The 20,077-nt window shown below is 60.3% G+C and carries 22 protein-coding genes; 5 read left to right on the top strand and 17 right to left on the bottom strand.

Translation table 11 applies throughout. From position 1 onward, the window contains the following. Positions 1–66: 66 nt before the first annotated feature. From NE851_RS13620 to NE851_RS13605, 4 genes are all read right to left on the bottom strand, one after another. Positions 67–1,029 (bottom strand): flagellin N-terminal helical domain-containing protein, encoded by a 963-nt coding sequence (locus NE851_RS13620; protein ID WP_063476331.1) that lies wholly within the window; start codon positions 1,027–1,029, stop codon positions 67–69. Positions 1,030–1,328: 299 nt separating this feature from the next. Next, positions 1,329–2,240 (bottom strand): flagellin N-terminal helical domain-containing protein, encoded by a 912-nt coding sequence (locus tag NE851_RS13615; RefSeq protein WP_047613597.1) that lies wholly within the window; start codon positions 2,238–2,240, stop codon positions 1,329–1,331. Between the two features lie 245 nt (positions 2,241–2,485). Then, positions 2,486–3,394: a flagellin N-terminal helical domain-containing protein gene (locus tag NE851_RS13610; protein WP_183908784.1), complete on the bottom strand. Its 909-nt coding sequence runs from the start codon at positions 3,392–3,394 to the stop codon at positions 2,486–2,488. Positions 3,395–3,676: 282 nt separating this feature from the next. After that, on the bottom strand, positions 3,677–4,582 hold the full coding sequence (locus NE851_RS13605) for a flagellin N-terminal helical domain-containing protein (protein ID WP_183908782.1): 906 nt from the start codon (positions 4,580–4,582) through the stop codon (positions 3,677–3,679). Positions 4,583–5,027: 445 nt separating this feature from the next. Between NE851_RS13605 and NE851_RS13600 the strand changes: the two genes are divergently transcribed. Next, the gene (locus NE851_RS13600; protein ID WP_183908780.1) at positions 5,028–6,944 is read left to right on the top strand and encodes an O-linked N-acetylglucosamine transferase, SPINDLY family protein; all 1,917 of its coding nucleotides are present in this window, start codon (positions 5,028–5,030) and stop codon (positions 6,942–6,944) included. 182 nt (positions 6,945–7,126) lie between these two features. Here NE851_RS13600 and fliP read toward each other — a convergent pair whose 3' ends face one another. From fliP to flgF, 13 genes are all read right to left on the bottom strand, one after another. Continuing rightward, the gene (gene fliP, locus NE851_RS13595) at positions 7,127–7,864 is read right to left on the bottom strand and encodes a flagellar type III secretion system pore protein FliP (protein ID WP_003556541.1); all 738 of its coding nucleotides are present in this window, start codon (positions 7,862–7,864) and stop codon (positions 7,127–7,129) included. Further along, the gene (locus NE851_RS13590) at positions 7,861–8,367 is read right to left on the bottom strand and encodes a flagellar basal body-associated FliL family protein (protein ID WP_028755543.1); all 507 of its coding nucleotides are present in this window, start codon (positions 8,365–8,367) and stop codon (positions 7,861–7,863) included. The genes fliP and NE851_RS13590 overlap by 4 nt, the downstream gene beginning before the upstream one ends. 12 nt (positions 8,368–8,379) lie before the next feature. Next, the gene (gene flgH, locus NE851_RS13585; protein WP_028755544.1) at positions 8,380–9,096 is read right to left on the bottom strand and encodes a flagellar basal body L-ring protein FlgH; all 717 of its coding nucleotides are present in this window, start codon (positions 9,094–9,096) and stop codon (positions 8,380–8,382) included. Beyond that, positions 9,093–9,635 (bottom strand): MotE family protein, encoded by a 543-nt coding sequence (locus NE851_RS13580; RefSeq protein WP_028755545.1) that lies wholly within the window; start codon positions 9,633–9,635, stop codon positions 9,093–9,095. Before NE851_RS13580 ends, flgH begins: the two co-directional genes overlap by 4 nt. Further along, positions 9,632–10,753 (bottom strand): flagellar basal body P-ring protein FlgI, encoded by a 1,122-nt coding sequence (locus tag NE851_RS13575; RefSeq protein WP_183908778.1) that lies wholly within the window; start codon positions 10,751–10,753, stop codon positions 9,632–9,634. The genes NE851_RS13580 and NE851_RS13575 overlap by 4 nt, the downstream gene beginning before the upstream one ends. Continuing rightward, on the bottom strand, positions 10,750–11,232 hold the full coding sequence (gene flgA / locus NE851_RS13570; RefSeq protein WP_183908776.1) for a flagellar basal body P-ring formation chaperone FlgA: 483 nt from the start codon (positions 11,230–11,232) through the stop codon (positions 10,750–10,752). Before flgA ends, NE851_RS13575 begins: the two co-directional genes overlap by 4 nt. A 16-nt stretch (positions 11,233–11,248) precedes the next feature. Continuing rightward, positions 11,249–12,037, bottom strand: coding sequence for a flagellar basal-body rod protein FlgG (gene flgG, locus NE851_RS13565; RefSeq protein WP_028755548.1), 789 nt, complete (start codon positions 12,035–12,037; stop codon positions 11,249–11,251). A gap of 19 nt (positions 12,038–12,056) precedes the next feature. After that, positions 12,057–12,401, bottom strand: a complete 345-nt coding sequence (gene fliE / locus NE851_RS13560; protein WP_168332635.1) for a flagellar hook-basal body complex protein FliE — start codon at positions 12,399–12,401, stop codon at positions 12,057–12,059. 2 nt (positions 12,402–12,403) lie between these two features. Then, the gene (gene flgC, locus NE851_RS13555) at positions 12,404–12,820 is read right to left on the bottom strand and encodes a flagellar basal body rod protein FlgC (RefSeq protein WP_028755550.1); all 417 of its coding nucleotides are present in this window, start codon (positions 12,818–12,820) and stop codon (positions 12,404–12,406) included. A 4-nt stretch (positions 12,821–12,824) separates the two neighbouring features. Beyond that, positions 12,825–13,217 (bottom strand): flagellar basal body rod protein FlgB, encoded by a 393-nt coding sequence (gene flgB / locus NE851_RS13550; protein ID WP_097544547.1) that lies wholly within the window; start codon positions 13,215–13,217, stop codon positions 12,825–12,827. A gap of 185 nt (positions 13,218–13,402) precedes the next feature. Further along, positions 13,403–13,945, bottom strand: coding sequence for a flagellar protein (locus tag NE851_RS13545; protein ID WP_097544546.1), 543 nt, complete (start codon positions 13,943–13,945; stop codon positions 13,403–13,405). A 2-nt stretch (positions 13,946–13,947) separates the two neighbouring features. Continuing rightward, positions 13,948–15,345, bottom strand: coding sequence for a flagellar protein export ATPase FliI (gene fliI / locus NE851_RS13540; protein ID WP_047615224.1), 1,398 nt, complete (start codon positions 15,343–15,345; stop codon positions 13,948–13,950). 118 nt (positions 15,346–15,463) lie between these two features. Further along, positions 15,464–16,198 (bottom strand): flagellar basal-body rod protein FlgF, encoded by a 735-nt coding sequence (gene flgF, locus NE851_RS13535; RefSeq protein ID WP_028755554.1) that lies wholly within the window; start codon positions 16,196–16,198, stop codon positions 15,464–15,466. Between the two features lie 255 nt (positions 16,199–16,453). Here flgF and motA point away from each other — a divergent pair, with 255 nt between their 5' ends. The 4 genes from motA (at position 16,454) to fliG (ending at position 19,999) form a co-directional block, all read left to right on the top strand. Continuing rightward, complete coding sequence (motA, locus tag NE851_RS13530) at positions 16,454–17,326, top strand: flagellar motor stator protein MotA (RefSeq protein WP_097544545.1); 873 nt, start codon at positions 16,454–16,456, stop codon at positions 17,324–17,326. After that, positions 17,327–18,277 carry a FliM/FliN family flagellar motor switch protein gene (locus NE851_RS13525; protein ID WP_097544544.1) on the top strand — a complete coding sequence of 317 codons (951 nt, stop codon included), beginning with the start codon at positions 17,327–17,329 and terminating at the stop codon, positions 18,275–18,277. A gap of 65 nt (positions 18,278–18,342) precedes the next feature. After that, a complete protein-coding gene (fliN, locus tag NE851_RS13520) occupies positions 18,343–18,930 on the top strand; it encodes a flagellar motor switch protein FliN (RefSeq protein ID WP_028755557.1) in 588 nt (195 codons plus the stop codon). Between the two features lie 28 nt (positions 18,931–18,958). After that, positions 18,959–19,999 (top strand): flagellar motor switch protein FliG, encoded by a 1,041-nt coding sequence (gene fliG / locus NE851_RS13515; protein ID WP_097595984.1) that lies wholly within the window; start codon positions 18,959–18,961, stop codon positions 19,997–19,999. The last annotated feature ends 78 nt before the right edge of the window (positions 20,000–20,077 follow it).

The raw sequence follows: 20,077 nt of genomic DNA, 5'->3' as shown, positions 1-20,077 counted from the left end.
AAACTAGGAAGTCAAACTTGCGCGAGGATGAATGGCGCGGTCGCCACCCGTGATCGCGCCCATTCCTTATTCCAGCAGAATCAGAATCTTGCTTGCGGCCGTATTGAGGATCGAGATCGCTTCGACGGCCATCTGCTTCTGGGTTTCGATTGCCTTCTGCCGGATCGAAGCCTCGTCCATGTCGGTATCGACGAGCGCACCGACGCTCTTGTCGATCGAATCGGACAGATCGGCGGTATAGTCTATCTGATCGTCGATGCGTGTCTTCATCACGCCGATGGATGCCGCCGTGGTCGTCAGCGAGGAGAGCAGCGACTCGGTCACGTCGAGCATGTCGGTGAGCTGCGCATCGGTCGTGTTGCCGTCGATCGCAATTTCCGTACCCGTCGCCGGCGTCGTCGAGCCGGCATCCAGCAGATAATAATTCCGCGACGTCGTGCCGGAGTTATTGATCGCGTTGGCATCGACCGCCTTGGTCAGCAGGCCGCCGCTCGCACTGTTCTTGTCGATGAGGATGGTCTGCGACGATGGGAAATCGATGGTCTGGGCCTGATATTCGCCGGTCGAAGCGCGCACGAAACCCGAGATGACCGACCATGTCGGCGGTGCAGCAGTGTCGCCGTTCAGCAGCCAGTTTTCCCCCGCAAACGACGTCGATTCGACGACCGTCTGCAACTGCTCTTTGTATTCGCTGATCTCGGCGTTGATCTTGTCCTTATCGACACCAGGTTCTCTTGCCGAAACCAGCTTGGCGCGGATCTGGCTCATGAGATCGATCGCCGAGTTCATCGCCGTATAGGTCGCATCCACCTTGGCAGCGCCAAGACCGAGCGCATCTCCGACCGTTCCGAGATTGGTGCTGTCCGAACGCATGACGGTTGCGACCGACCAATAGGACGCATCGTCGGCGGCCGTCTCGATACGATATCCCGAGGACACTTGCTGCTGGGTCTGGCTGGCTTCTTTGTTGATGCTGCGCAGCACCGAAAGCGCATTCACCGCGGCCGCGCTGGTAATCTTAACGGTCATCGACAGGTCTCGGATTAAGGTGAAAGGGCAGGCCGGATTGCCGGCGGCGACTGAAGTGGCATCATGCCTCCGGCAGGGTTTCTACCGGCGTGTCGCAAAAGCAAATCAACTCAAGGCGTAGTTAACTCGATATCAACCCGTTGGGCAAGAGCGCGGCGCCGAGCCTGGCGCGTCGATCGAAGCCTTGATCAAGCCATTGATATAAAAGACAAAACCGCGCCATTTCGGGCGCGGTCCGGGAGGCTTTATGTGTGCGGCCAGACGATGGCGCAAGATTCGGTCCAGCTTCAGCGCCTGACTTAGCTGCGGAACAGCGTAAGGATGTTCTGAGCGCTGGAGTTGGCGATCGACAGCGACTGGATAGCCAGCTGCTGCTGGGTTTGCAGGGCGCTGAGCTTGGAGGATTCTTCTTCCATATTGGCGTCGACGAGGCGGCCGACACCGGAGTCGATCGAATCGCTGAGCGCGCTGACGAAGCCTTCCTGCAGCTCGATGCGAGTGGAAATCGAGCCGAGCTGCGATGCAGCCTTGGTCATCGCCTCAAGGCCTGCCTCGATCGACGTCAGGGCCATGGAAATCTCAGGCGAATCGAAGTTGGTGATGTCCATCGAGTAGATCGAGCCGATCGTCCCGGATGATGTGCCGATAATGCCGGAGCTGGTCTCGATCGCGCCGGTCGAGTCCATGCCGAAGAGAACGTTGCCCGCCGAGCTCGTGTCCAGAATGTAATCCGTCGTCTTGACCGAGACATTGCCGTTGCCATCGCGGACGAAAGTGGAAACGACGCTCTTGGTGCCGTCAGCGCCGGCAACCCAGTTTTCACCGGAGAAGGAAGCCGACTGCGCGATGCTCAGGAGCTGTTGCTGCAGCTGGCTGATTTCTTCCTGAACTTTAGCCTTGTCGACACCCTTTTCGGTTGCAGCGACGATCTTCGCCTTGATTTCGGTGATGACGTCGATGGCACTGTCCATGGCGGAGTAAGCGGTGTCGACCTTGGCGGCGCCGAGGCCGAGAGCGTCGGAAACGGCGGAAAGTGCCTTGTTATCCGAACGCATGGTCGTTGCGATCGACCAGTAGGCGGCGTTGTCAGCAGCCTTTTCGACGCGGTAACCCGATGATACGCGGTTCTGCGTGTCCTCAAGGTTGTCGTTGATGCCGCGGAGTGTCTGGAGAGCGGCCATCGCCGCGACGTTCGTCAAAATGCTGGTCATGAAATGATTGCCCCTCGTCGGCAAAAGGAAAAAAGGGACATTCCGGAAGGCCACCGGGAACGGGGATCAGCTTCATGCCTGTTAACCGGTTCTTAAATTTGGTTAACTCACCGTCTCGTTGGTGGCAGAAAACAGCATTATGGTTAATGGATCGTTAACAGACATTAAAAAAGCCGCGCTCCATCGAAGCGCGGCTCGATACCAGTGCCCGCCGGAGACCGGCGGGCTGATGTTTCCGAGGGTTATTAGCCGCGGAACAGCGTGAGGATGGTCTGCGAAGAGGAGTTCGCAATCGACAGCGACTGGACGGCCAGCTGCTGCTGGGTCTGCAGTGCGCTGAGCTTGGAGGATTCTTCTTCCATGTTGGCGTCGACGAGACGGCCGACACCGGAGTCGATCGAGTCGCTGAGAGCGGACACGAAGTTTTCCTGCAGTTCGATGCGCTTGGAGATCGAGCCGAGCTGAGCGCCGGCGCTGGTCATGGCCTTCAGAGCCGATTCAACGTTGGTCAGAGCCGACTGGATTTCGCCGAGGGTGAAGTTGGTGATGTCCATTGCGTAGACAGAACCGGTCGAACCATTCGCACTACCGAGGATACCCGTGGAGGTTTCGACCGAGCCGCCGCTCATGCCGAACAGAACGTTGCCCATGGAGCCGCTGTCGAGAACATAGTCGGTCATCACGACCGAAACGGCGTTGGAGCCGTCACGGACGAAGGAGGCAACGACGTTCTTGGTGCCGTCAGCGCCGGCAACCCAGTTTTCGCCGGAGAAGGAAGCCGACTGCGCGACGCTCAGGAGCTGCTGCTGCAGCTGGCTGATTTCTTCCTGGACCTTGGCCTTGTCGACGCCGTTTTCAGTGGCGGCAACGAGCTTCGCCTTGATGTCGCCGACGACGTCAATGGCGCTGTCCATGGCGGAGTAAGCGGTGTCGACCTTTGCAGCGCCGAGGCCGAGAGCGTCGGAAACAGCCGAGAGAGCCTTGTTGTCAGAACGCATGGTCGTTGCGATCGACCAGTAAGCAGCGTTGTCGGAAGCCTTGCCGACGCGATAGCCAGACGAAACGTGAGCCTGGGTTTCCTGGAGACCCTGGTTGATGCCACGGAGAGTCTGGAGGGCTGCCATTGCAGCGTTATTGGTGTTGATGCTCGTCATAGTTTGCTTGCCCCTTGTTGGCAGATTTTAAGAAGGGACATTCCGGATTTTGGGCCGGCCCACAGCGATCAGCATCATGCCTGTTAACCATTCTTGTTAAGGTTAACTCGCCGTTTCGATGGGCCTAGAAAACAGCAAGATGGTTAAGGAAAGCTGAATTCGAATTGGAAATTACTTAAAAATATCTGAGGCTTAGAAGGATTCTTATTAACCTTATATTAAAACATTTCGCGGCCGGGGATGACCCGGCCGCGAAACTTGGAAACCTTGTGCCGACCGGTCTTAGCGGAAGAGCGACAGGATGTTCTGCGAAGAGGAGTTCGCAATCGACAGCGACTGGATTGCCAGCTGCTGCTGGGTCTGCAGTGCGCTGAGCCTGGAGGATTCTTCTTCCATGTTGGCGTCGACGAGACGGCCGATACCGGAGTCGATCGAGTCGCTCAGAGCGGACACGAAGTTGTCCTGGGCATCGATACGGCTGGAGAGCGAGCCGAGAGCAGCGCCGGCGCTGGTCATGGCCTTCAGAGCCGATTCAACGTTGGTCAGAGCCGTCGAAATCTGGCCGGAAGTGTAGCTGGTGATGTCCATCGCGTAGATAGAGCCAACCCCACCAACCGAGCTACCGAGGATACCCGTGGAGGTTTCGACCGAGCCGCCGCTCATGCCGAACAGAACGTTGCCCGCAGAGCCGCTGTCGAGTACGTAGTCGGTCGTCGTGATCGAAACGGCGTTGGAGCCGTCGCGGACGAACGAAGAAACAACGCTCTTGGTGCCGGAGGCGCCGGCAACCCAGTTTTCGCCGTTGAAGGAAGCCGACTGCGCGACGCTCAGGAGCTGCTGCTGCAGCTGGCTGATTTCTTCCTGGACCTTGGCCTTGTCGACGCCATTTTCAGTCGCGGCAACGAGCTTCGCCTTGATCTCGCCGACGACGTCAATGGCGCTGTCCATGGCGGTGTAAGCGGTGTCGACCTTTGCAGCGCCTACGCCGAGAGCGTCGGAGACAGCCGAGAGGGCCTTGTTGTCAGAACGCATGGTCGTTGCGATCGACCAGTAAGCAGCGTTATCCGAAGCCTTTTCAACGCGGTAACCAGAGGAAACGTGGTTCTGCGTGCTGTTGAGGTTCTGGTTAACGTTACGCAGCGTCTGGAGAGCGGCCTGCGCGGAAGTATTCGTGTTAATGCTTGTCATAAGTCTGTCCCCTGGAAAACTAGATACAAAAAGGAGGACATACCGGACTATAGTACCGGCGATGACGGACCAGCTTCATGCTACTCGGCGCCTTTTTTGTTTGGCCCAAACCCGTCATGTCCAGGGCAATCTCGCAGCCAATGCTTGCCAACTCCTTAAAAATACAGGCTCCAGGCCGGCTCCTCGCGGGCCATAGTTAATGCTTGCTGAATATATTCCTTTGCATTCTAGTTCTCTTGAAAACCAAGCGTTTTCCCTGGGCAAAAGTCGGCATTTCCCCGCGAAAACAGAGGTTCACCAAGCGCACCGGTTTCAAGCAAGCTTCGAATGCCAATGTGGCAGGCGCCGGGATAGCACCATCGGACCGATCCGCTCGTTTTGCGGAGGACGGCCTGTCCGTGCCGCGGCGATCGACGCCAGAACATTTCCTTCACGGAGTTGGGTTTTGAACAGCAAAGTTTCGTTCTCTGCGGCATCCAAGGATTACCAGATGGGCCGCTACACACAGTCCTTGGCAACGCTCAACCAGCTGATGGATATCCAGCAGGACGCCAAGACCTATGCGCTGCTGGCCAAGAACCTCGTGCAGCTCGGCTTCAAGGCCGATGCCGCGAAAGCCTATGGCCTGGCCGGCAACTGCGAAGGACCGAATTCCTACGAATACCAGAAACAGGCTGCCAAGCTGCACTACGAGACCGGCAACGAGGACGATGCCCTGCTGATCGCCATGCGAAACCTCGCCAAGGCGCAGGAAGACCCGGAGCTCGCGTTCATCATCACCGCTATCTATCTGAAGCGCCAGCAGCGGGATATCATCCGCCCGTTCAAGACGGTGCTGTCGCAAAGCTCCAATCCAGAGCATATGCGCCTGGCGGCGCTGCTGCTGAGCGACGATCTGAACGACGCAACCAACCAGAACCTGGCGCGCAACATCTTCAAGCGTTTTCCCGGGAATCTGGCATTCCGCTTCCTTCACCTTGTTTTCGCCCGCGAATTCAACGAGTTCGAAGAGGCGAGCAAGCATCAGGCAGTAATCGACGCGGCCCTTGCAAAGGGCGATATCGAGATCCTGCGCAAGGACAACCCGTTCTATCATCTGCACTGGTGCGGCAATGAGGACTTCAACCGGTATGCGACGATCGGCACCACCCCCCTCAATCCGGAACGGGTGGCCTTCCGTCGCAGCCGGCCGCACAGCTGGTCGGACAAGATCCGGATCGGCTACATGTCATCGGACTTCTGGGATCGCCATGCGACGATGAAGCTCTTGCAGCGCATCCTCGAACTGCATGACAAGGACCGGTTCGAGGTGACGCTCTTCTGCCACACAGGCCCGGAGTACCTCAAGCACAACACGACCGACCGCAGCCGCTGGGGCCGGGTCGTCACCATTCACGGCTTCTCCGATCAGGCGGTGCTGGAAGTGGTGCGCGAGCACAATATCGACATCATGGTCGACCTGAAGGGCCACACTTCGGGCAGCCGCGCGCCGGCCTTCAACCTGCCGCTCGCACCGGTTCATGTCGGCTGGCTCGGCTTCCCCGGCAGCACGGTCAATATCGACCTCGACTACGTCATCGGCGACCATTCGGTGCTGCCCGAGGTGGCCAAGCCCTTCTACCATGAGAAATTCTGCCGGCTGCCGGAAAGCTATCAGCCGAACGACCCGATGCATCGCCCGAAGCCGCGCCCTGTCACCCGCGAGCAGCTTGGCCTGCCGGAAGACGCCTTCATCTTTGCGTCCTTCAACGGTAACCGCAAGATTACGCCGGAGACGATCAACAGCTGGTGCCGCATTCTGAAGCGTGCGCCTAACAGCGTGCTCTGGCTGATGGCGAACACGCCGCGCAACCAGGCGAATCTCTTGAAGCAATTCCAGGCGGCGGGGATCTCCGCCAAGCGGATCATCTTCTGCCCGCGCGCACCCTACGAAGAACACATCGACCGTCAGCAGGCGGCCGACATTGGCATCGATACCTTCCCCGTCAACGGCCACACGACCACCTCGGAGCAGCTCTGGGGCGGCCTGCCGGTCCTGACCGTCAAGGGCACCAACTTCGCCTCACGCGTCAGCGAGAGCCTGCTCAGGGCCATCGACCTGCCCGACCTCGTCGCAGACAACCTGCAGGCCTATGAGGATATGGCCGTCGAGCTGGCGCAGAATCCCGGACGGATCGCCGCATACAAGGCGCATCTCAAGGAGAAGCGTTACATTGCGCCGCTCTTCGATGCCGAACGGTTCTGCAACCATCTGGAGCAGGCCTATGAAATCATGGCCGAGCGTGCCAAGCAGGGTCTTGCACCCGATCACATGGACATTCCGGCGCTGCCGCCGCGTACGGCGCCATTCGCGGCCGAGTGAGGCTTTTCAACCGCTACGAAAAACCCGCCGAGGCGATCGCTCCGGCGGGTTTTTCATTGGTGAAGGCTAAAGCCGCGTCGCAATCTTTCAGATTCGCTCCCGCACTCCGGTCCTGGCTTTTACGCATGTTGTGATCGCAGCACCGCTGCGCGCTTTGCGCAGCACGTTTTAGCGGCAGCCGCTCAGCTGAACGAGCGCACCAGGCTGCCGACGAGCAGGTTCCAGCCGTCGATCAGTACGAAGAAGAGAATCTTGAACGGCAGCGAGATCGAGGTCGGCGGCAGCATCATCATGCCCATCGCCATGGTGATGGTGGCGACGATCAGGTCGATGACGAGGAACGGCAGCACGACGAGGAAGCCGATCTCGAAGCCACGGCGAATCTCGGAAATCATGAAGGCCGGGATCAGCACTCGGTAGTCGATCGGATCGGTCGTCTGGATATTCTGCCCGCGTTCGCGCGCCAGATCGACGAAGAGCGCCAGATCCTTGTCGCGGGTATTGGCCGCCATGAAGGTGCGGAAGGGTTCGGCGATACGCTGGACCGCCTCGGTCTCGTTGATCTGATTGGCAAGCAGCGGCTGCACGCCGTTCTGCCAGGCCTGATCGAAGGTCGGCGACATGACGTAGAAGGTCATGAACAGCGACAGCGACAGGAGGATCATATTGGAGGGCGTCGAGGAGAGACCCATGCCTGAACGCAGGATCGAGAAGGCGATGATGAAGCGCGGAAAGCTCGTCACCATGATCAGGATGCCCGGCGCGACCGAAAGAATGGTCAGCAGGCCGAAAGTGCGGATGATCCAGGCGGCAACCGAGCCATCGACCGGCACGTTCAATAAGTCAGTCGGCAGCTGCTGTGCCACCGCCAGTTCCGGTACCGCCATCATGGCGGCAAGGAAAACTATGAGACGAATCATTCGATGACAAATGTCCTGAACATGACCTTCGATACCCGCCCTTGCGAGCGAAGGTCAACACGTTCCTGTATGTCATCCTTGAGATATTGAAAGCCCCGCGGCCCCTCGATCTGCTGGAGGGAAACGGTTCTGATATAGGCGAGGATATCCTGATGAATATCCTCGGAAACCTTGACATCCGGCGGCCCGTTGAACAGCAGCGCGACTTCGAGTCGCACCCAGTTTTCCGAGGGGTAGGCAAGGTTCGACGTGATCGGCTCGAGCTGAACGATGTTGTTGGCCTCGGTCGAAATCCGCGCCAGACCTTCCTCGGCCTTCTTCTTGGCCTCGGCTTCCTTGGCCTGCTCGGCCTCCTTGGCGCCCTTGACGTTGGGCGCGACAATCGTGCCGACCGCCCAGCCGCCGCCGGCGCCGAGCAGGGTCAGGACGGCGATGCCGATGATCGTCATCAGCGCGCCGGATTTCTTCTTCGCTTGACCTGCGCTTGCGTCTGGCTCTGCCATCGTCGTTCAGCCTCAAAGCGGCGAGAAAAGATCGACGGCCTGCTGGCCGCGCGGAGGCTGCTGCACTTCCATCAGGCGGCCGCGGCCACCGTAGGAGATGCGGGCTTCGGCGATCTTGTCGTAGGAGATCTGGTTGTCGGAATTGACGTCCTGCGGACGAACGATACCGGCGACGTTCAGGATGCGCAGTTCCTGGTTCAGACGGACTTCCTGCGAGCCCGATATGACGAGGTTGCCGTTTTCGAGAATGCCGGTGACGACGGCAGCGACAAGCAGGGTGATCTTGTCGGTGCGCTCGATCTTGCCCTTACCGTCAGTGCTGGTGTCGGAGCCATAGGTAAGGTCCGTCTTGGACTCGGGGGTCCAACCGAAGATCTGGGCGTTGACGTCCCAGTTCATCCCGCTCGAATTCGTGCGACTGCGGTTGGTCTCGTTGTCGAAGGAGGCCTTGTCGTTGATCTGGATGTCGACGGTCAGGATGTCGCCGACGTTGAGCGCGCGCGCATCCTTGAACAGGGCGGCCTGCGAATCGCTCCACAGCGAATAGCCCTGCGCCACGGCGCGCGGCTGCTTCGGATAAAGCGCCATCTGCGGCGTCTGGCCGTAGGCAAGGCCGCTGCCGATCGGGCTCATGGCGGGCGCACGGCCGATCTCGCTAACCGCCGTCGGAGACTGGCAGCCTGCAAGGAGCGCGAGGGCGGCGATCGCGGCCGGGAAACGCATATTCATGAAGGATCCTTCGAGGTATTGGGATCGGACGCACTGGCGATGACGCTGGCGATAACCGCGGCCTTTTGCGGGTCCATCTCGTTGAGGATGAGGCTCGACTGACGCGGACCGAGCCGCATGATCACGGCGGAGGCGACCTCAATCTTCATGTCCTGCAACTGGAGTGCGGCCGCATCAGGCTTCATCTTCTTGTAGATTTCGGTGAGTCCGGCTTCCGCCTGCTTCAGAAAATCGTCGCGCCGCTTCAGCCAGTCCTGGTATTCGGCCTTGCGCTTGTCCATCTCCGCCATGCGGGCATCGATGTCGGCGCGAAGCTTTTCCAGTTCCTGCTTCTGCAAGAGGTAACGCTGGTCGCGGGCGGGATCGGCGATGTTGGTGCAGAACTGCTTGATCTCGTCCTGGGAGGTGATGTCGCCAGCGGGCGCATGTTCCTGTGCGAATGCGCCGGGGATCGACAGAAGGACGAGGCCCGCGGCCGGCAGCGCCAGCCGGCGCAGCAGTTGCAGGACCGTCATGTCAGGGTTGATGATCTTTATCATTGCAGCACAAGCTCCGCCTGCAGGGCGCCTGCCGACTTGATGCCCTGGAGAATGGCGATGATGCCATCCGGTTTCACGCCGATATTGTTAAGACCGGCGACGAGGGTCCTGAGGTCGGGGCCATCGATGATGGCGACGCGTCCGCCGGTCTGCTCGGCCGTGATATCGGTCTGCGGCTGGACGGCGGTCTGGCCGCGCGAGAAGGGTTCGGGCTGGATGATCTGAGGCGTCTCTGTGACCTGAACCGTCAGCGTGCCGTAGCTGACGGCGACCGGCGAGACACGGACGTCCGAGCCGATGACGATCGTGCCCGTGCGCTCGTTGATAACAACCTTGGCCGGCGTGTCGGTTTCGACGATGAGATTTTCGATGTCGGCCATCAGCCGGGTGAGATCGGCCGTGCGCGGCTTCTGGATCACCACTTCCTGCGAATCCTTGGCTTCGGCGACCGGGCCGCCGAACCGCGCCGAGGCATAACCGTTGACGATGTCGGCAATACGGATCGCCGTCGAGAAGTCGGGGTTGCGCAGCTGCAGGACGAGATTGACCGAATCCTTGAAGCGGGACGGCAGTTCGCGTTCGATGATGGCGCCGCCGGGCACGCGGCCGGCAGTGGTGACGCCTTCGGTCACGGTCGCCGCCTGGCCCTGCGCCTGAAAGCCGGAAACGATGGCGGCGCCCTGCGCGACCGCGTAGATCTGGCCGTCGGCGCCGGACAGCGAGGTCATGACGAGCGTGCCGCCGCGCAGCGACGTGGCGTCTCCGAGCGAGCTGACCGTGACGTCGATACGGCTGCCCGGACTTGCAAAGGGCGGCAGGTTGGCGGTGACCATCACCGCCGCGGTGTTCTTGGCGCTGGACTGGCTGCCCTGGGTCGAGATGCCGAGGTTCTGCAACATCGCCCGCATCGACTGCTCGGTGAAGGGTGAGGAACGGAAGCCGTCGCCGGTTCCCTGCAGGCCGACGATCAGGCCGTAACCGATCAACTGGTTGTCGCGGCCGGCCTGAAGCGAGGCGATGTCCTTGATGCGGGAGGTCAGCGCCCAAGCGGGCGCGACATCGGCCAAACTCATGGCGAGAACCGCGACAAGGGTTAAGAAACGGAAGAACAATTTCATTTTGCCCTCACATGGACCGTGCCGTCCGCAAGCACCGTGCCGCTGACGATGACGCCGGAATCCATATTGCGCGCGCGGATGAGCTGCCCCGTCGCGCCGTCTTCAAGCGGCGTGCCGGCGGCGGAGATGGTCATTGGGCCAAGCGAAAAGACCAGGCGGATCGTAGAGCCGCGCGTCACTGTATAGGGGTCGCGCAGCGCCGAGACAGAAATCGTACGACCCGGCAAGAGCGTGCGTTTGGAAACCAGGCCTTCGACCTGTGAAAGGGATTTGGCATAGTCGCCGGCGAGGTTGGGGTTGGTGACCTCGACCTCCTGAAGCTGGCTGGCCGACAATGTATCGCCGGGGTAGATGATCGTTGTCGGGACAACGGCATAACCCATGCCGGCATCCGCCTCCGCGGGCAAGAAAATGCCCGCGACTGCGATCGTGGCGGCCGCCACCCATCCTGAGATGTGTCCTACCCGGCAAAACATCATGTTTCGGCCCTTCCCTTTACTTCAGGTTCTTGCTGACGATGGAGGCCATTTCATCAGCGGTGGTGATCACCTTGGAATTCATTTCGTAAGCGCGCTGGGCCGAGATCAGCTCGGTGATTTCCTTCACCGGATCGACGTTCGACGATTCCAGATAACCCTGCTTCATGTAAGCGAAACCTTCCTCATCGGGATTGCCGATGACGGCTTCGCCGGAGGCGGCCGTTTCCTGGAAGAGATTGTCGCCGAGCGGCTGGAGGCCCGCCTCGTTGACGAAGTCGGCAAGCGTCAGCTGACCGAGCACGGTCGCATCCGTCGCACCCGGCAGCTTCGCCGAGACTTCGCCGGAGCGGCTGATGGTCAGCTCGGTCGAGCCCGTCGGAATGGTGATGCCGGGAAGAACCTCGTAGCCGTCGATGGTGACGAGCTGGCCCTGGTCGTTCTTGTTGAAGGCGCCGGCGCGGGTATAAAGCGTCGTGCCGTCGGTCGACTGGATCTGGAAGAAGCCCTTGCCGATCAGCGCCACGTCGAGGTCGTTGCCGGTCTGCGTCAGTTCGCCCTGGAGATGCAGGTTGCGGACCGCCGAGGTCTGGACGCCGAGGCCGATATTGGCGCCTTCCGGCACTACGGCCTGGTTGGCGCGGTTGGCGACACCCTTGGCGCGTTCTGTCTGGTAGAGAAGATCGGAGAATTCAGCGCGGGCGCGCTTGAAACCCGTCGTGTTGATGTTCGCGATGTTGTTCGCGATGACTTCCAGATTGGTCTGCTGGGCATCCATGCCCGTTGCTGCAATGGCGAGCGCTCTCATGTGTTCGTCCTCAAATCAGTTACATCTGCATCTTGGTGACTTCGAGAAAGGCCGAGACGACCTTGTCGCGGATGGCAATTGCGGTCTGCAGCGTCTGCTCGGCCTGGAGCATGGAATCAACGACTTCACGCGTCGTCGCCGTACCCTTGATCCCGGCAAAAGACATGCTTTCCGCACCCTTCAGGCTGCTGACCGCATCGCTCGCCATGTTGCCCATGACAGATGCGAAGCTCATGCCGTTGGCCGCACCGGCGGTGCCCGGCATGGTGGCGGCGGCAGACGATGAGGCGGAATTTTCGGTGTCGACGGCGCCAAGCGCGCGGGTCATCGAAAGATTGCTGACATTCTGGACGCTGCTGATCATTATTATTGGCTCTTCAGGAGATCGATCGTGGAGGAGATGAGATCGCGGGTCTGCTTGATCGTCTGCAGATTGGCGTCATAGGAGCGGTTGGCTTCGCGCATGTCGGCCATCTCGACGAGGATGTTGACGTTCGGCAGCTTGACGACGCCCTTCTGGTCCGCAGCCGGATTGCTGGGGTCGAATTCCGTGCTGAAATCGCCTTCGTCGACACCGACCTTCTTGACGTTGACCGTCTCGACGCCGCTGGTGCGATCCATCTGCTGGCCGAAGGTGATTGTCTTGCGGCGATAGGGGTCAGCACCGGGCGTATCACCGGTCGAGCGGGCGTTGGCGATGTTCTCCGAGACGATGCGCAGGCGCGTCGACTGCGCCTCGAGTCCCGAACCGGCGATTTTCATTGCTGCTGAAAGCGGATCCATGATTTTACTTCCTGACGGTCATCAACATCATACGGTTGAAGGAACTGACCAACGAGGTGTTCAGATCGTACTGGCGCTTGATATCGCCCGACTTGGAGAGCTCTTCGGCCAAACCGACCGTATTGCCGGATTCCTGGATGCCGATTTCCTGGTCGAGTGCCGCTTCCTTGACGTCGATATCGCCGCTGTCGCTGAAATCATTGCCGCTCAGATGCGCCGGATTGGTGCGCGCCATGGTGATATCGGACTTGTCGAGCACGGCGTCAAAAGGCGTGACATCCTTGGCATGGAACTTCGGGGTATTGGCATTCGCGATGTTGCTGGCAACAACCTGCTGACGGACCGTCAGCCATTCCGCCTGTCGCGAAGCCAAGTCGAAAAGTTGGATCGGTTGCATGAGAACTCTCCGTTTTTACTGCCCCGAACCTAGTGCGGTAATCTTGCGTGGGACTTACGGGAATTCAGGCTTCGAGCCGCTTTTCGGAGAAGGCCACGGCTAAAGGAAAGCGGAGCTCCAAAAGGAAACCGGGCTCCGGCCGGTTCGCGGCGGAGCCCTTTCGTGTTCGGCACCTGCGGGCAGGTTCAATTGTTCTGGTAGGTCTCGCCCTTGGAGGTGACGATCACCCATTTTCCGTCGCGCTGCTCGAGGGCCGCAAGGCGGCTTTCGTCGGGCAGGATCGAGCCGATGCGCACCACATACATGCCCGAGGTATCCTCGATCAGCGCCCGGCCGTTGGAGACGTGCAGCAGGCGGAAGGAAGATTTGCCGGGAAAGGGTTGATCTTCCAGTATCGGGCCACCATCGCGCTCCTTGCCGAGATCGGAGACCGTCGCCGTCGTCAGCGGATCGATCGGCGGAGCTTTCTTCTCTCCCTCGTTCTTGTTGACCATGGCAAGCGGCGAGACGCTGAAGACGTTGCGGGCCGGCCAATCCGGCAGGTCGCGGGAATTGCCGCTGGCGGCGACGTTGATGCCGAACTTGTCCTCGTTGAAGAACACATACCAGGGGAAGAAAGCGGCGGCGCCGGCCAGCGCCAGGCCGGTGAAGGTCAGAAGCCGATCCAGCATGGCGGTCTTCCTGCGCTGCTTCAAGGAAGCGATGCGTTCGTCGTCGAATTCAGCCACGTCTATCTCCTCTGAATCTGTCCGCCCTGATTGCCCATACCGGCTGCGGCCTTGAGCGCGCCGGCGAGATCGGCAAAGGCATCGGGCGAGTCACGGTCGCCCGGCGACTGCTTCAGGACGTCGTAAATGATGGGCACCTGCTTGACCGCCATGTCGAGATCGGGATCGGCGCCCTGGCGATAACCGCCGATCAGGCGCAGGTCGCGCGTCTCCTCGAAACGGTGGATCAGCACTTTCAGCCGCGACACCAGCTTTTCCTGGTCCGGCGTCCAGGCCTTGCGGGCGAGACGCGAGATCGAGGCCAGCGGATCGATCGGCGGATAACGCCCTTCTTCGGCGAGACTGCGCTGCAGGACGATGTGACCGTCGAGAATGCCGCGCGTCGAGTCGGCGATCGGGTCGTTGTGGTTGTCGCCGTCGACGAGGATCGAGATGATCGCCGTGATGGTGCCGGCGCCCTCGGGGCCGGGACCGGCGCGTTCCAGCAGGCGCGGCAGCTCGGTGAAGACGGACGCGGGATAACCGCGCGCGATCGGCGGCTCGCCGGAGGCGGTCGCCACTTCGCGGATCGCATGGGCGAAACGCGTGACGCTGTCGACGATGAAGAGGACGTTCTCCCCCTTGTCGCGGAAATGCTCGGCGATGGTGACCGCCGTCAGCGGTGCCATCTTGCGCAGCATCGGGCTCTCGTCGCTGGTGGCGACGACGGCGATCGCCTTCTTCATATTGCTGCCGAGCGTATCCTCGATGAATTCGCGCACCTCGCGGCCGCGTTCGCCGACGAGAGCAATGACAACCTTGTCGAAGGCATCGGCGCGGGCGAGCATGGACAGAAGCGTCGACTTGCCGACGCCGGAACCGGCGAAGATGCCGAGGCGCTGTCCGAGGCAGAGCGGCGAGAAGATGTCGATGGCGCGCACCCCGGTCTTGAAGCCGGTCTGGACACGCTTGCGGGTCATCGAAGGCGGCGCGGTGTTGGAGATCGAGCGGCGATCGAGGCCCTCGGTGATCGGACCCAGCCCGTCGATCGGCTCGCAAAGCGAGTTGACGGTGCGCCCGCACCAGCTGTCCGACGGCGAAATGCGGAAGGCGCCCTTGCGAATGACCGTATCGTGGATGCCGATCGGTTCGCCGGGTTCGATCGGGCAGACATAGATCAGGTCCGGCTCGACGCGCACGACTTCGCCGAGATGGATACCGGTGGCCGATTTATGGGCGACGAACTCCCCGAGACGAACATGGCGGGAGAGACCGCGCACCGTGTAATGGCCGGCGGCGATGGTCTGCACGCGACCGCCATGGGCAACGGCGAACTCCGGCGATGCATAGCGCTCGACGAGGCCTGCCAGATGCGCCAGCTTCGGGGAAAGGCCGTCCTCGGACAGTAGCCTGGTGCTCATGCTTCAAGTCCCGCCCTAAAACACGTCGCGTGCAGCATGCAGCATGCGCCGCATTTTCGGCCTTTGCTCGTATGCATGCCGTCCTCCCAAAACCGCCGGACATTTCTGGCGACGTGCATCAGCGGCTGCCCCCAAGCGTCTGGACGGCTTCCTTGAAGGAATCCTCGCTGTCACGCATCAGCGACGAAACGCTTTCGAAGGCGCGGTTGACTTCGATCAGCTGGGTGATCTCGCGCATGGCGTTGACATTGGAGTTTTCGAGATATCCCTGCTCGACACCGATATTGAAGCGGTCGACAACGGCGCGCGGCTGGTCGGTCGTCATGATGCCGCTGTTTTCGTAGCGCAGGTAACCCTTGCTGATATCGGCTTCGAACAGACCGAGCGAAGCGACCTGGCGGTCGGCCTGATAGATGATGCCGTCGGTGCCGACGGCCGGCTCGCCGCCCTTGGTGTTGAGCTGGATCGGCGCGCCGCCGGCGTCGAGAACGGGATATCCCCTGATCGACACGAGTTCGCCGGTATCCTTGATCGTGAAGCGCCCGTCCCTCGTCAGCACGCGGCCGGCCGGCGTATCGAGCGCAAACCAGGCATCGCCCTTGATGGCGAAATCGAGCATGTTGCCGGTATGCTGCAGTTCGCCATTTCCTTCGTTCAGGTAGTCGTTGCCCTGGGAAACGAAGGCGACCTTGGTATTCAGCTTGTTCTTGGTGTTCGCCACCATCTCGTCGAACTTCACCTCGGTGGCGCGAAAACCGGTCGTGTTCACGTTCGCCATGTTGTCCGCGATGGTGTTCAGGCGCTTTTCGAGGGCCATCTGCGACGACAGAGAAACATAAAGACCGGATTGCATGTCGGTAAGCTCCAAGCATTGGCGATGAACGGAACGAAAAGCCGGGCGTCGTCTTGAGTGGTTCGGCCGGGATTTCGCTGAGGCGGCATCTCAGAAAACGGGTGCGGACACCCATTCGTCTCCTTTAGACTGACGGCAGATGCTTGCGCGAAGCTGGCACGTGGAAATGCCTTGCGAGCGGCCTTTTCATCAGCCTCACGCAAGGCAGAAATCCTATCCGTCTTAGAGAAAAGTAACGTTCAGATTGGGCTGACGATGAATATCATTATCGGATTTATAGTGACTTGCGGCTGTGTCATCGGCAGCTTCATGGCGATGGGCGGCCACGTGGACGCCCTGTTCCAGCCCTTCGAATTCGTCATCATCGGTGGCGCCGGTCTCGGCAGCTTCATCATGGCGAACCCGATGAAGGTGGTGAAGGATTCCGGCAAGGCGCTCGGCGAAGCCTTCAAGCACGCCGTGCCGAAGGAACGCAATTATCTCGACACGCTCGGCGTGCTCTATTCGCTGATGCGCGACCTGCGCACCAAGTCGCGCAACGAAATCGAAGCCCATATCGACAATCCGGCCGAATCGACGATCTTCCAGCAGGCTCCGACTGTTCTAAAGAACAAGGAACTGACAGCGTTCATCTGCGACTACGTGCGCCTGATCATCATCGGCAACGCGCGCAGCCACGAGATCGAAGCGCTGATGGATGAAGAGCTCAACACCATCATGCACGACAAGATGAAGCCCTACCACTCGATCCAGATCATGGGCGATTCCTTCCCGGCGATCGGCATCGTCGCGGCCGTTCTCGGCGTCATCAAGGCGATGGCCCACATCAATGATTCGCCTGAAGTGCTCGGCCATTTGATCGGCTCGGCGCTTGTCGGCACCTTCCTCGGCATTCTCTTGTCTTACTGCGTCTGCTCGCCGCTGGTCTCGCAGATCAAGGTGGTACGCAACAAGCAGCACCGCCTCTACGTCATCGTCAAGCAGACACTGCTTGCCTATATGAACGGGTCGGTGCCGCAGGTCGCTCTCGAATACGGCCGCAAGACGATTTCGGCCTACGAGCGTCCGTCCATCGATGCGGTCGAACAGGAAATGATGAATCCAGGCGGCGAAAACAAGGCGGCTTAAATGACCATGAGCAATGCTTCGCATGACAAACCGGCTATGGATCCTGCCCTTCTCGCCAAACTGACAGGCGGGCTTGGCGACAAAGGCAGGGTCGCCAAGATCTGCAGCTCCTTTGGGGAAATCTACAGCGAATTCTTTCCCGACGTCATCAAAAGCGAGACCGGGCTCGACGTGACGGTCAACTATCTCGGCTGCGAGATCGGCTACAAGAACCATCTGGTCGACGACCTGAGTGCGAACGTCACGCTCGTCGACGCGACGCTGCGCAACTGGTCGCAGAACATTACGCTGGCCTGCGGCAACGGGTTCGTCATCACGCTGATGGAGCACCTGCTCGGCGCCACCGCCGATACGATCGAAGAACCGGCCGATCGGGTGCTTTCGATCATCGAACTCGATCTGGCGGTCATGGTCTTCGACAAGATCGCCAAGGTGCTGCGCTCGGCCGTCAACGCGCCGGGCGGCTTCGAACCGAGCCTTTCGGCTCCGCACTCCCATGACACACGCGCCCGCCCGGCCGAGGATCGCCCGGACGAGTTCGCCGCCGCCATCAACATGTCAATCACCCTTGCCGGCATCGTTTCGGAATTCGCATTGATCGTTCCGCAGACGGCGCTGCTCAAGACCAAGGTGACGCCGCCGAAGCCGAAGCGCCAGGCTGGCAGCAGCTCGGCGGAATGGACCGAACAGCTCGGCGACCAGGTCCGCCGCTCGCATGTCACGCTCGAGGCCAAGATCAGGCTGCAGGACCTGACGCTGCGCACGATATCGAAGCTGATGGTCGGCGACGTCATTCCGTTCCACGACAGCGGCGACGTGCGCGTCGAGGTCAGCGCCAACAGCAAGGAATTGTATGTGTGCGAGTTCGGGCGTTCAGGCGAAAACTACATGGTCCGCGTCAAGGATACGATGAACTCGGATGACGAGCTCATCCGTCATTTAATGAATTAATCGGTTCTCTGGCTTTTGGGCTGCAAAGGCAGTTTGAGGCAAGTTTCAACTGGAATAGTGATTTCATGGCTACGAAGAAAACACAGCAGAACAGCGACCTCTCCCTGGATATTCCGGGCAGCGAAGCGGATCTCGACCAGGCGATCGACGATCTGCGCGGCGTGCTGAAGCAGGATGCCGATGGCGACCTGCCGCAGTTTGGCGACGACCTGCAGAGCGACCCTTTCGCGACAGGAACGGACCTGGCGGCCTTCGGCGGCGAGGCTTCGGAAAGCCCCTTCGGCAGCGACGACTTCGGCGGCGATTTCGGCGCTGGCAATGCCAGCCAGGCTGCCGGCATGGATTTCGGCAGCAGCGCCTCTTTCGAGGGTTCGCCGGCTCCGCTCGGCAGCGCTTTGAATTCCAATTTCGATCTGATCATGGACATTCCGATCGATGTCCAGATCATGCTCGGCACCAGCCGCATGCAGGTCTCCGGCCTGATGAACCTCAATGAAGGGGCGACCATCGCCCTCGACAAGAAGATCGGCGAACCCGTCGAGATCATGGTGAACGGCCGCAGGATTGCACGCGGCGAAATTACGGTGCTTGATCACGACGACACGCGATTCGGTGTGAAACTGATAGAAGTTTTGAGTACGAAAAAAGCCTGATCCCTGTGTGGGACGGAGAGGTTAGACCATGATGGACTTTGACGATTTCGGCGGCGCGCTAGCCGGGAAACCGTTGACCCAGGCTGAAAAGGCGGCGGCTGTTCTTCTCGCTATGGGAAAGGGCGTCGCCGGACGGCTGCTGAAGTATTTCACCCAGGCCGAACTTCAGACCATTATCTCATCCGCCCAGTCGCTCCGTGCCATTCCGCCGGATGAGCTGCTGCTGCTCGTCGCCGAGTTCGAGGACCTCTTCACCGAGGGCGCCGGACTGATGGACAACGCCAAGGCGATCGAGGCCATTCTCGAAGAAGGCCTGACGCCCGACGAGGTCGACAGCCTGCTTGGCCGTCGCACCGCATTCCAAGCCTATGAAACCTCGATCTGGGATCGCCTCAGCGAAGCGGAGCCGACATTCGTCGCACAGTTCCTGCTGCGCGAACATCCGCAGACCGTCGCCTATATTCTTTCGATGATGCCTTCCAACTTCGGCGCCAAGGTGCTGCTGCAGCTTCCCGACAATCGTCGCGCCGACATCATGAACAGAACGGTCAACATGAAGGCGGTCAGCCCGAAGGCCGCGCAGATCATCGAGAACCAGGTCATGACGCTGCTTGCCGAGGTTGAGGCAGAGCGCAATGCGGCCGGCTCGACGAAGGTCGCCGATCTCATGAACGAACTCGACAAGCCGCAGGTCGACACGCTGCTCACCTCGCTCGAATCGATCAGCCGCGAATCGGTCAACAAGGTCCGCCCGAAGATCTTCCTCTTCGAAGACCTCATGTACATGCCGCAGCGCAGCCGCGTCTTGCTGCTCAACGACATTTCGACGGATGTGCTCACCGTCGCGCTGCGCGGGTCGCCCCCCGAGATCCGCGAATCGGTTCTCTCGGCCATCAGCCCACGCCAGCGCCGCATGATCGAATCGGATCTGCAGAGCGGCATGGGCGGCGTCAATCCGCGCGAGATCGCGATTGCCCGCCGCGCCGTGGCGCAGGAAGCGATTCGCCTGGCCAATTCCGGCCAGATCGAACTCAAGGAGAAGGAAGGCGACGCTTCGGCAGCCGCCTAAAACGCGTCGCAGTGCGCTGCTTCATGCAACTCGTTTTCACTCCGTCTATTATGCGCGTCGTTTTCCCGCGACCTGCAT

Origin of the sequence: Rhizobium anhuiense bv. trifolii (assembly GCF_024346605.1) — a bacterium.
GTDB lineage: Bacteria > Pseudomonadota > Alphaproteobacteria > Rhizobiales > Rhizobiaceae > Rhizobium > Rhizobium anhuiense.
This window is presented reverse-complemented; position numbering and strand designations above follow the sequence as displayed.

Excerpts from the sequence above, each read along its gene's own strand:
- NE851_RS13620 (WP_063476331.1), bottom strand. The coding sequence starts at position 1,029 with ATGACCGTTAAGATTACCAGCGCGGCCGCGGTGAATGCGCTTTCGGTG.
- NE851_RS13615 (WP_047613597.1), bottom strand. The coding sequence starts at position 2,240 with ATGACCAGCATTTTGACGAACGTCGCGGCGATGGCCGCTCTCCAGACA.
- NE851_RS13610 (WP_183908784.1), bottom strand. The coding sequence starts at position 3,394 with ATGACGAGCATCAACACCAATAACGCTGCAATGGCAGCCCTCCAGACT.
- NE851_RS13605 (WP_183908782.1), bottom strand. The coding sequence starts at position 4,582 with ATGACAAGCATTAACACGAATACTTCCGCGCAGGCCGCTCTCCAGACG.
- fliP (WP_003556541.1), bottom strand. The coding sequence starts at position 7,864 with ATGATTCGTCTCATAGTTTTCCTTGCCGCCATGATGGCGGTACCGGAA.
- NE851_RS13590 (WP_028755543.1), bottom strand. The coding sequence starts at position 8,367 with ATGGCAGAGCCAGACGCAAGCGCAGGTCAAGCGAAGAAGAAATCCGGC.
- flgH (WP_028755544.1), bottom strand. The coding sequence starts at position 9,096 with ATGAATATGCGTTTCCCGGCCGCGATCGCCGCCCTCGCGCTCCTTGCA.
- NE851_RS13580 (WP_028755545.1), bottom strand. The coding sequence starts at position 9,635 with ATGATAAAGATCATCAACCCTGACATGACGGTCCTGCAACTGCTGCGC.
- NE851_RS13575 (WP_183908778.1), bottom strand. The coding sequence starts at position 10,753 with ATGAAATTGTTCTTCCGTTTCTTAACCCTTGTCGCGGTTCTCGCCATG.
- flgA (WP_183908776.1), bottom strand. The coding sequence starts at position 11,232 with ATGATGTTTTGCCGGGTAGGACACATCTCAGGATGGGTGGCGGCCGCC.
- flgG (WP_028755548.1), bottom strand. The coding sequence starts at position 12,037 with ATGAGAGCGCTCGCCATTGCAGCAACGGGCATGGATGCCCAGCAGACC.
- fliE (WP_168332635.1), bottom strand. The coding sequence starts at position 12,401 with ATGATCAGCAGCGTCCAGAATGTCAGCAATCTTTCGATGACCCGCGCG.
- flgC (WP_028755550.1), bottom strand. The coding sequence starts at position 12,820 with ATGGATCCGCTTTCAGCAGCAATGAAAATCGCCGGTTCGGGACTCGAG.
- flgB (WP_097544547.1), bottom strand. The coding sequence starts at position 13,217 with ATGCAACCGATCCAACTTTTCGACTTGGCTTCGCGACAGGCGGAATGG.
- fliI (WP_047615224.1), bottom strand. The coding sequence starts at position 15,345 with ATGAGCACCAGGCTACTGTCCGAGGACGGCCTTTCCCCGAAGCTGGCG.
- flgF (WP_028755554.1), bottom strand. The coding sequence starts at position 16,198 with ATGCAATCCGGTCTTTATGTTTCTCTGTCGTCGCAGATGGCCCTCGAA.
- motA (WP_097544545.1), top strand. The coding sequence starts at position 16,454 with ATGAATATCATTATCGGATTTATAGTGACTTGCGGCTGTGTCATCGGC.
- NE851_RS13525 (WP_097544544.1), top strand. The coding sequence starts at position 17,327 with ATGACCATGAGCAATGCTTCGCATGACAAACCGGCTATGGATCCTGCC.
- fliN (WP_028755557.1), top strand. The coding sequence starts at position 18,343 with ATGGCTACGAAGAAAACACAGCAGAACAGCGACCTCTCCCTGGATATT.
- fliG (WP_097595984.1), top strand. The coding sequence starts at position 18,959 with ATGATGGACTTTGACGATTTCGGCGGCGCGCTAGCCGGGAAACCGTTG.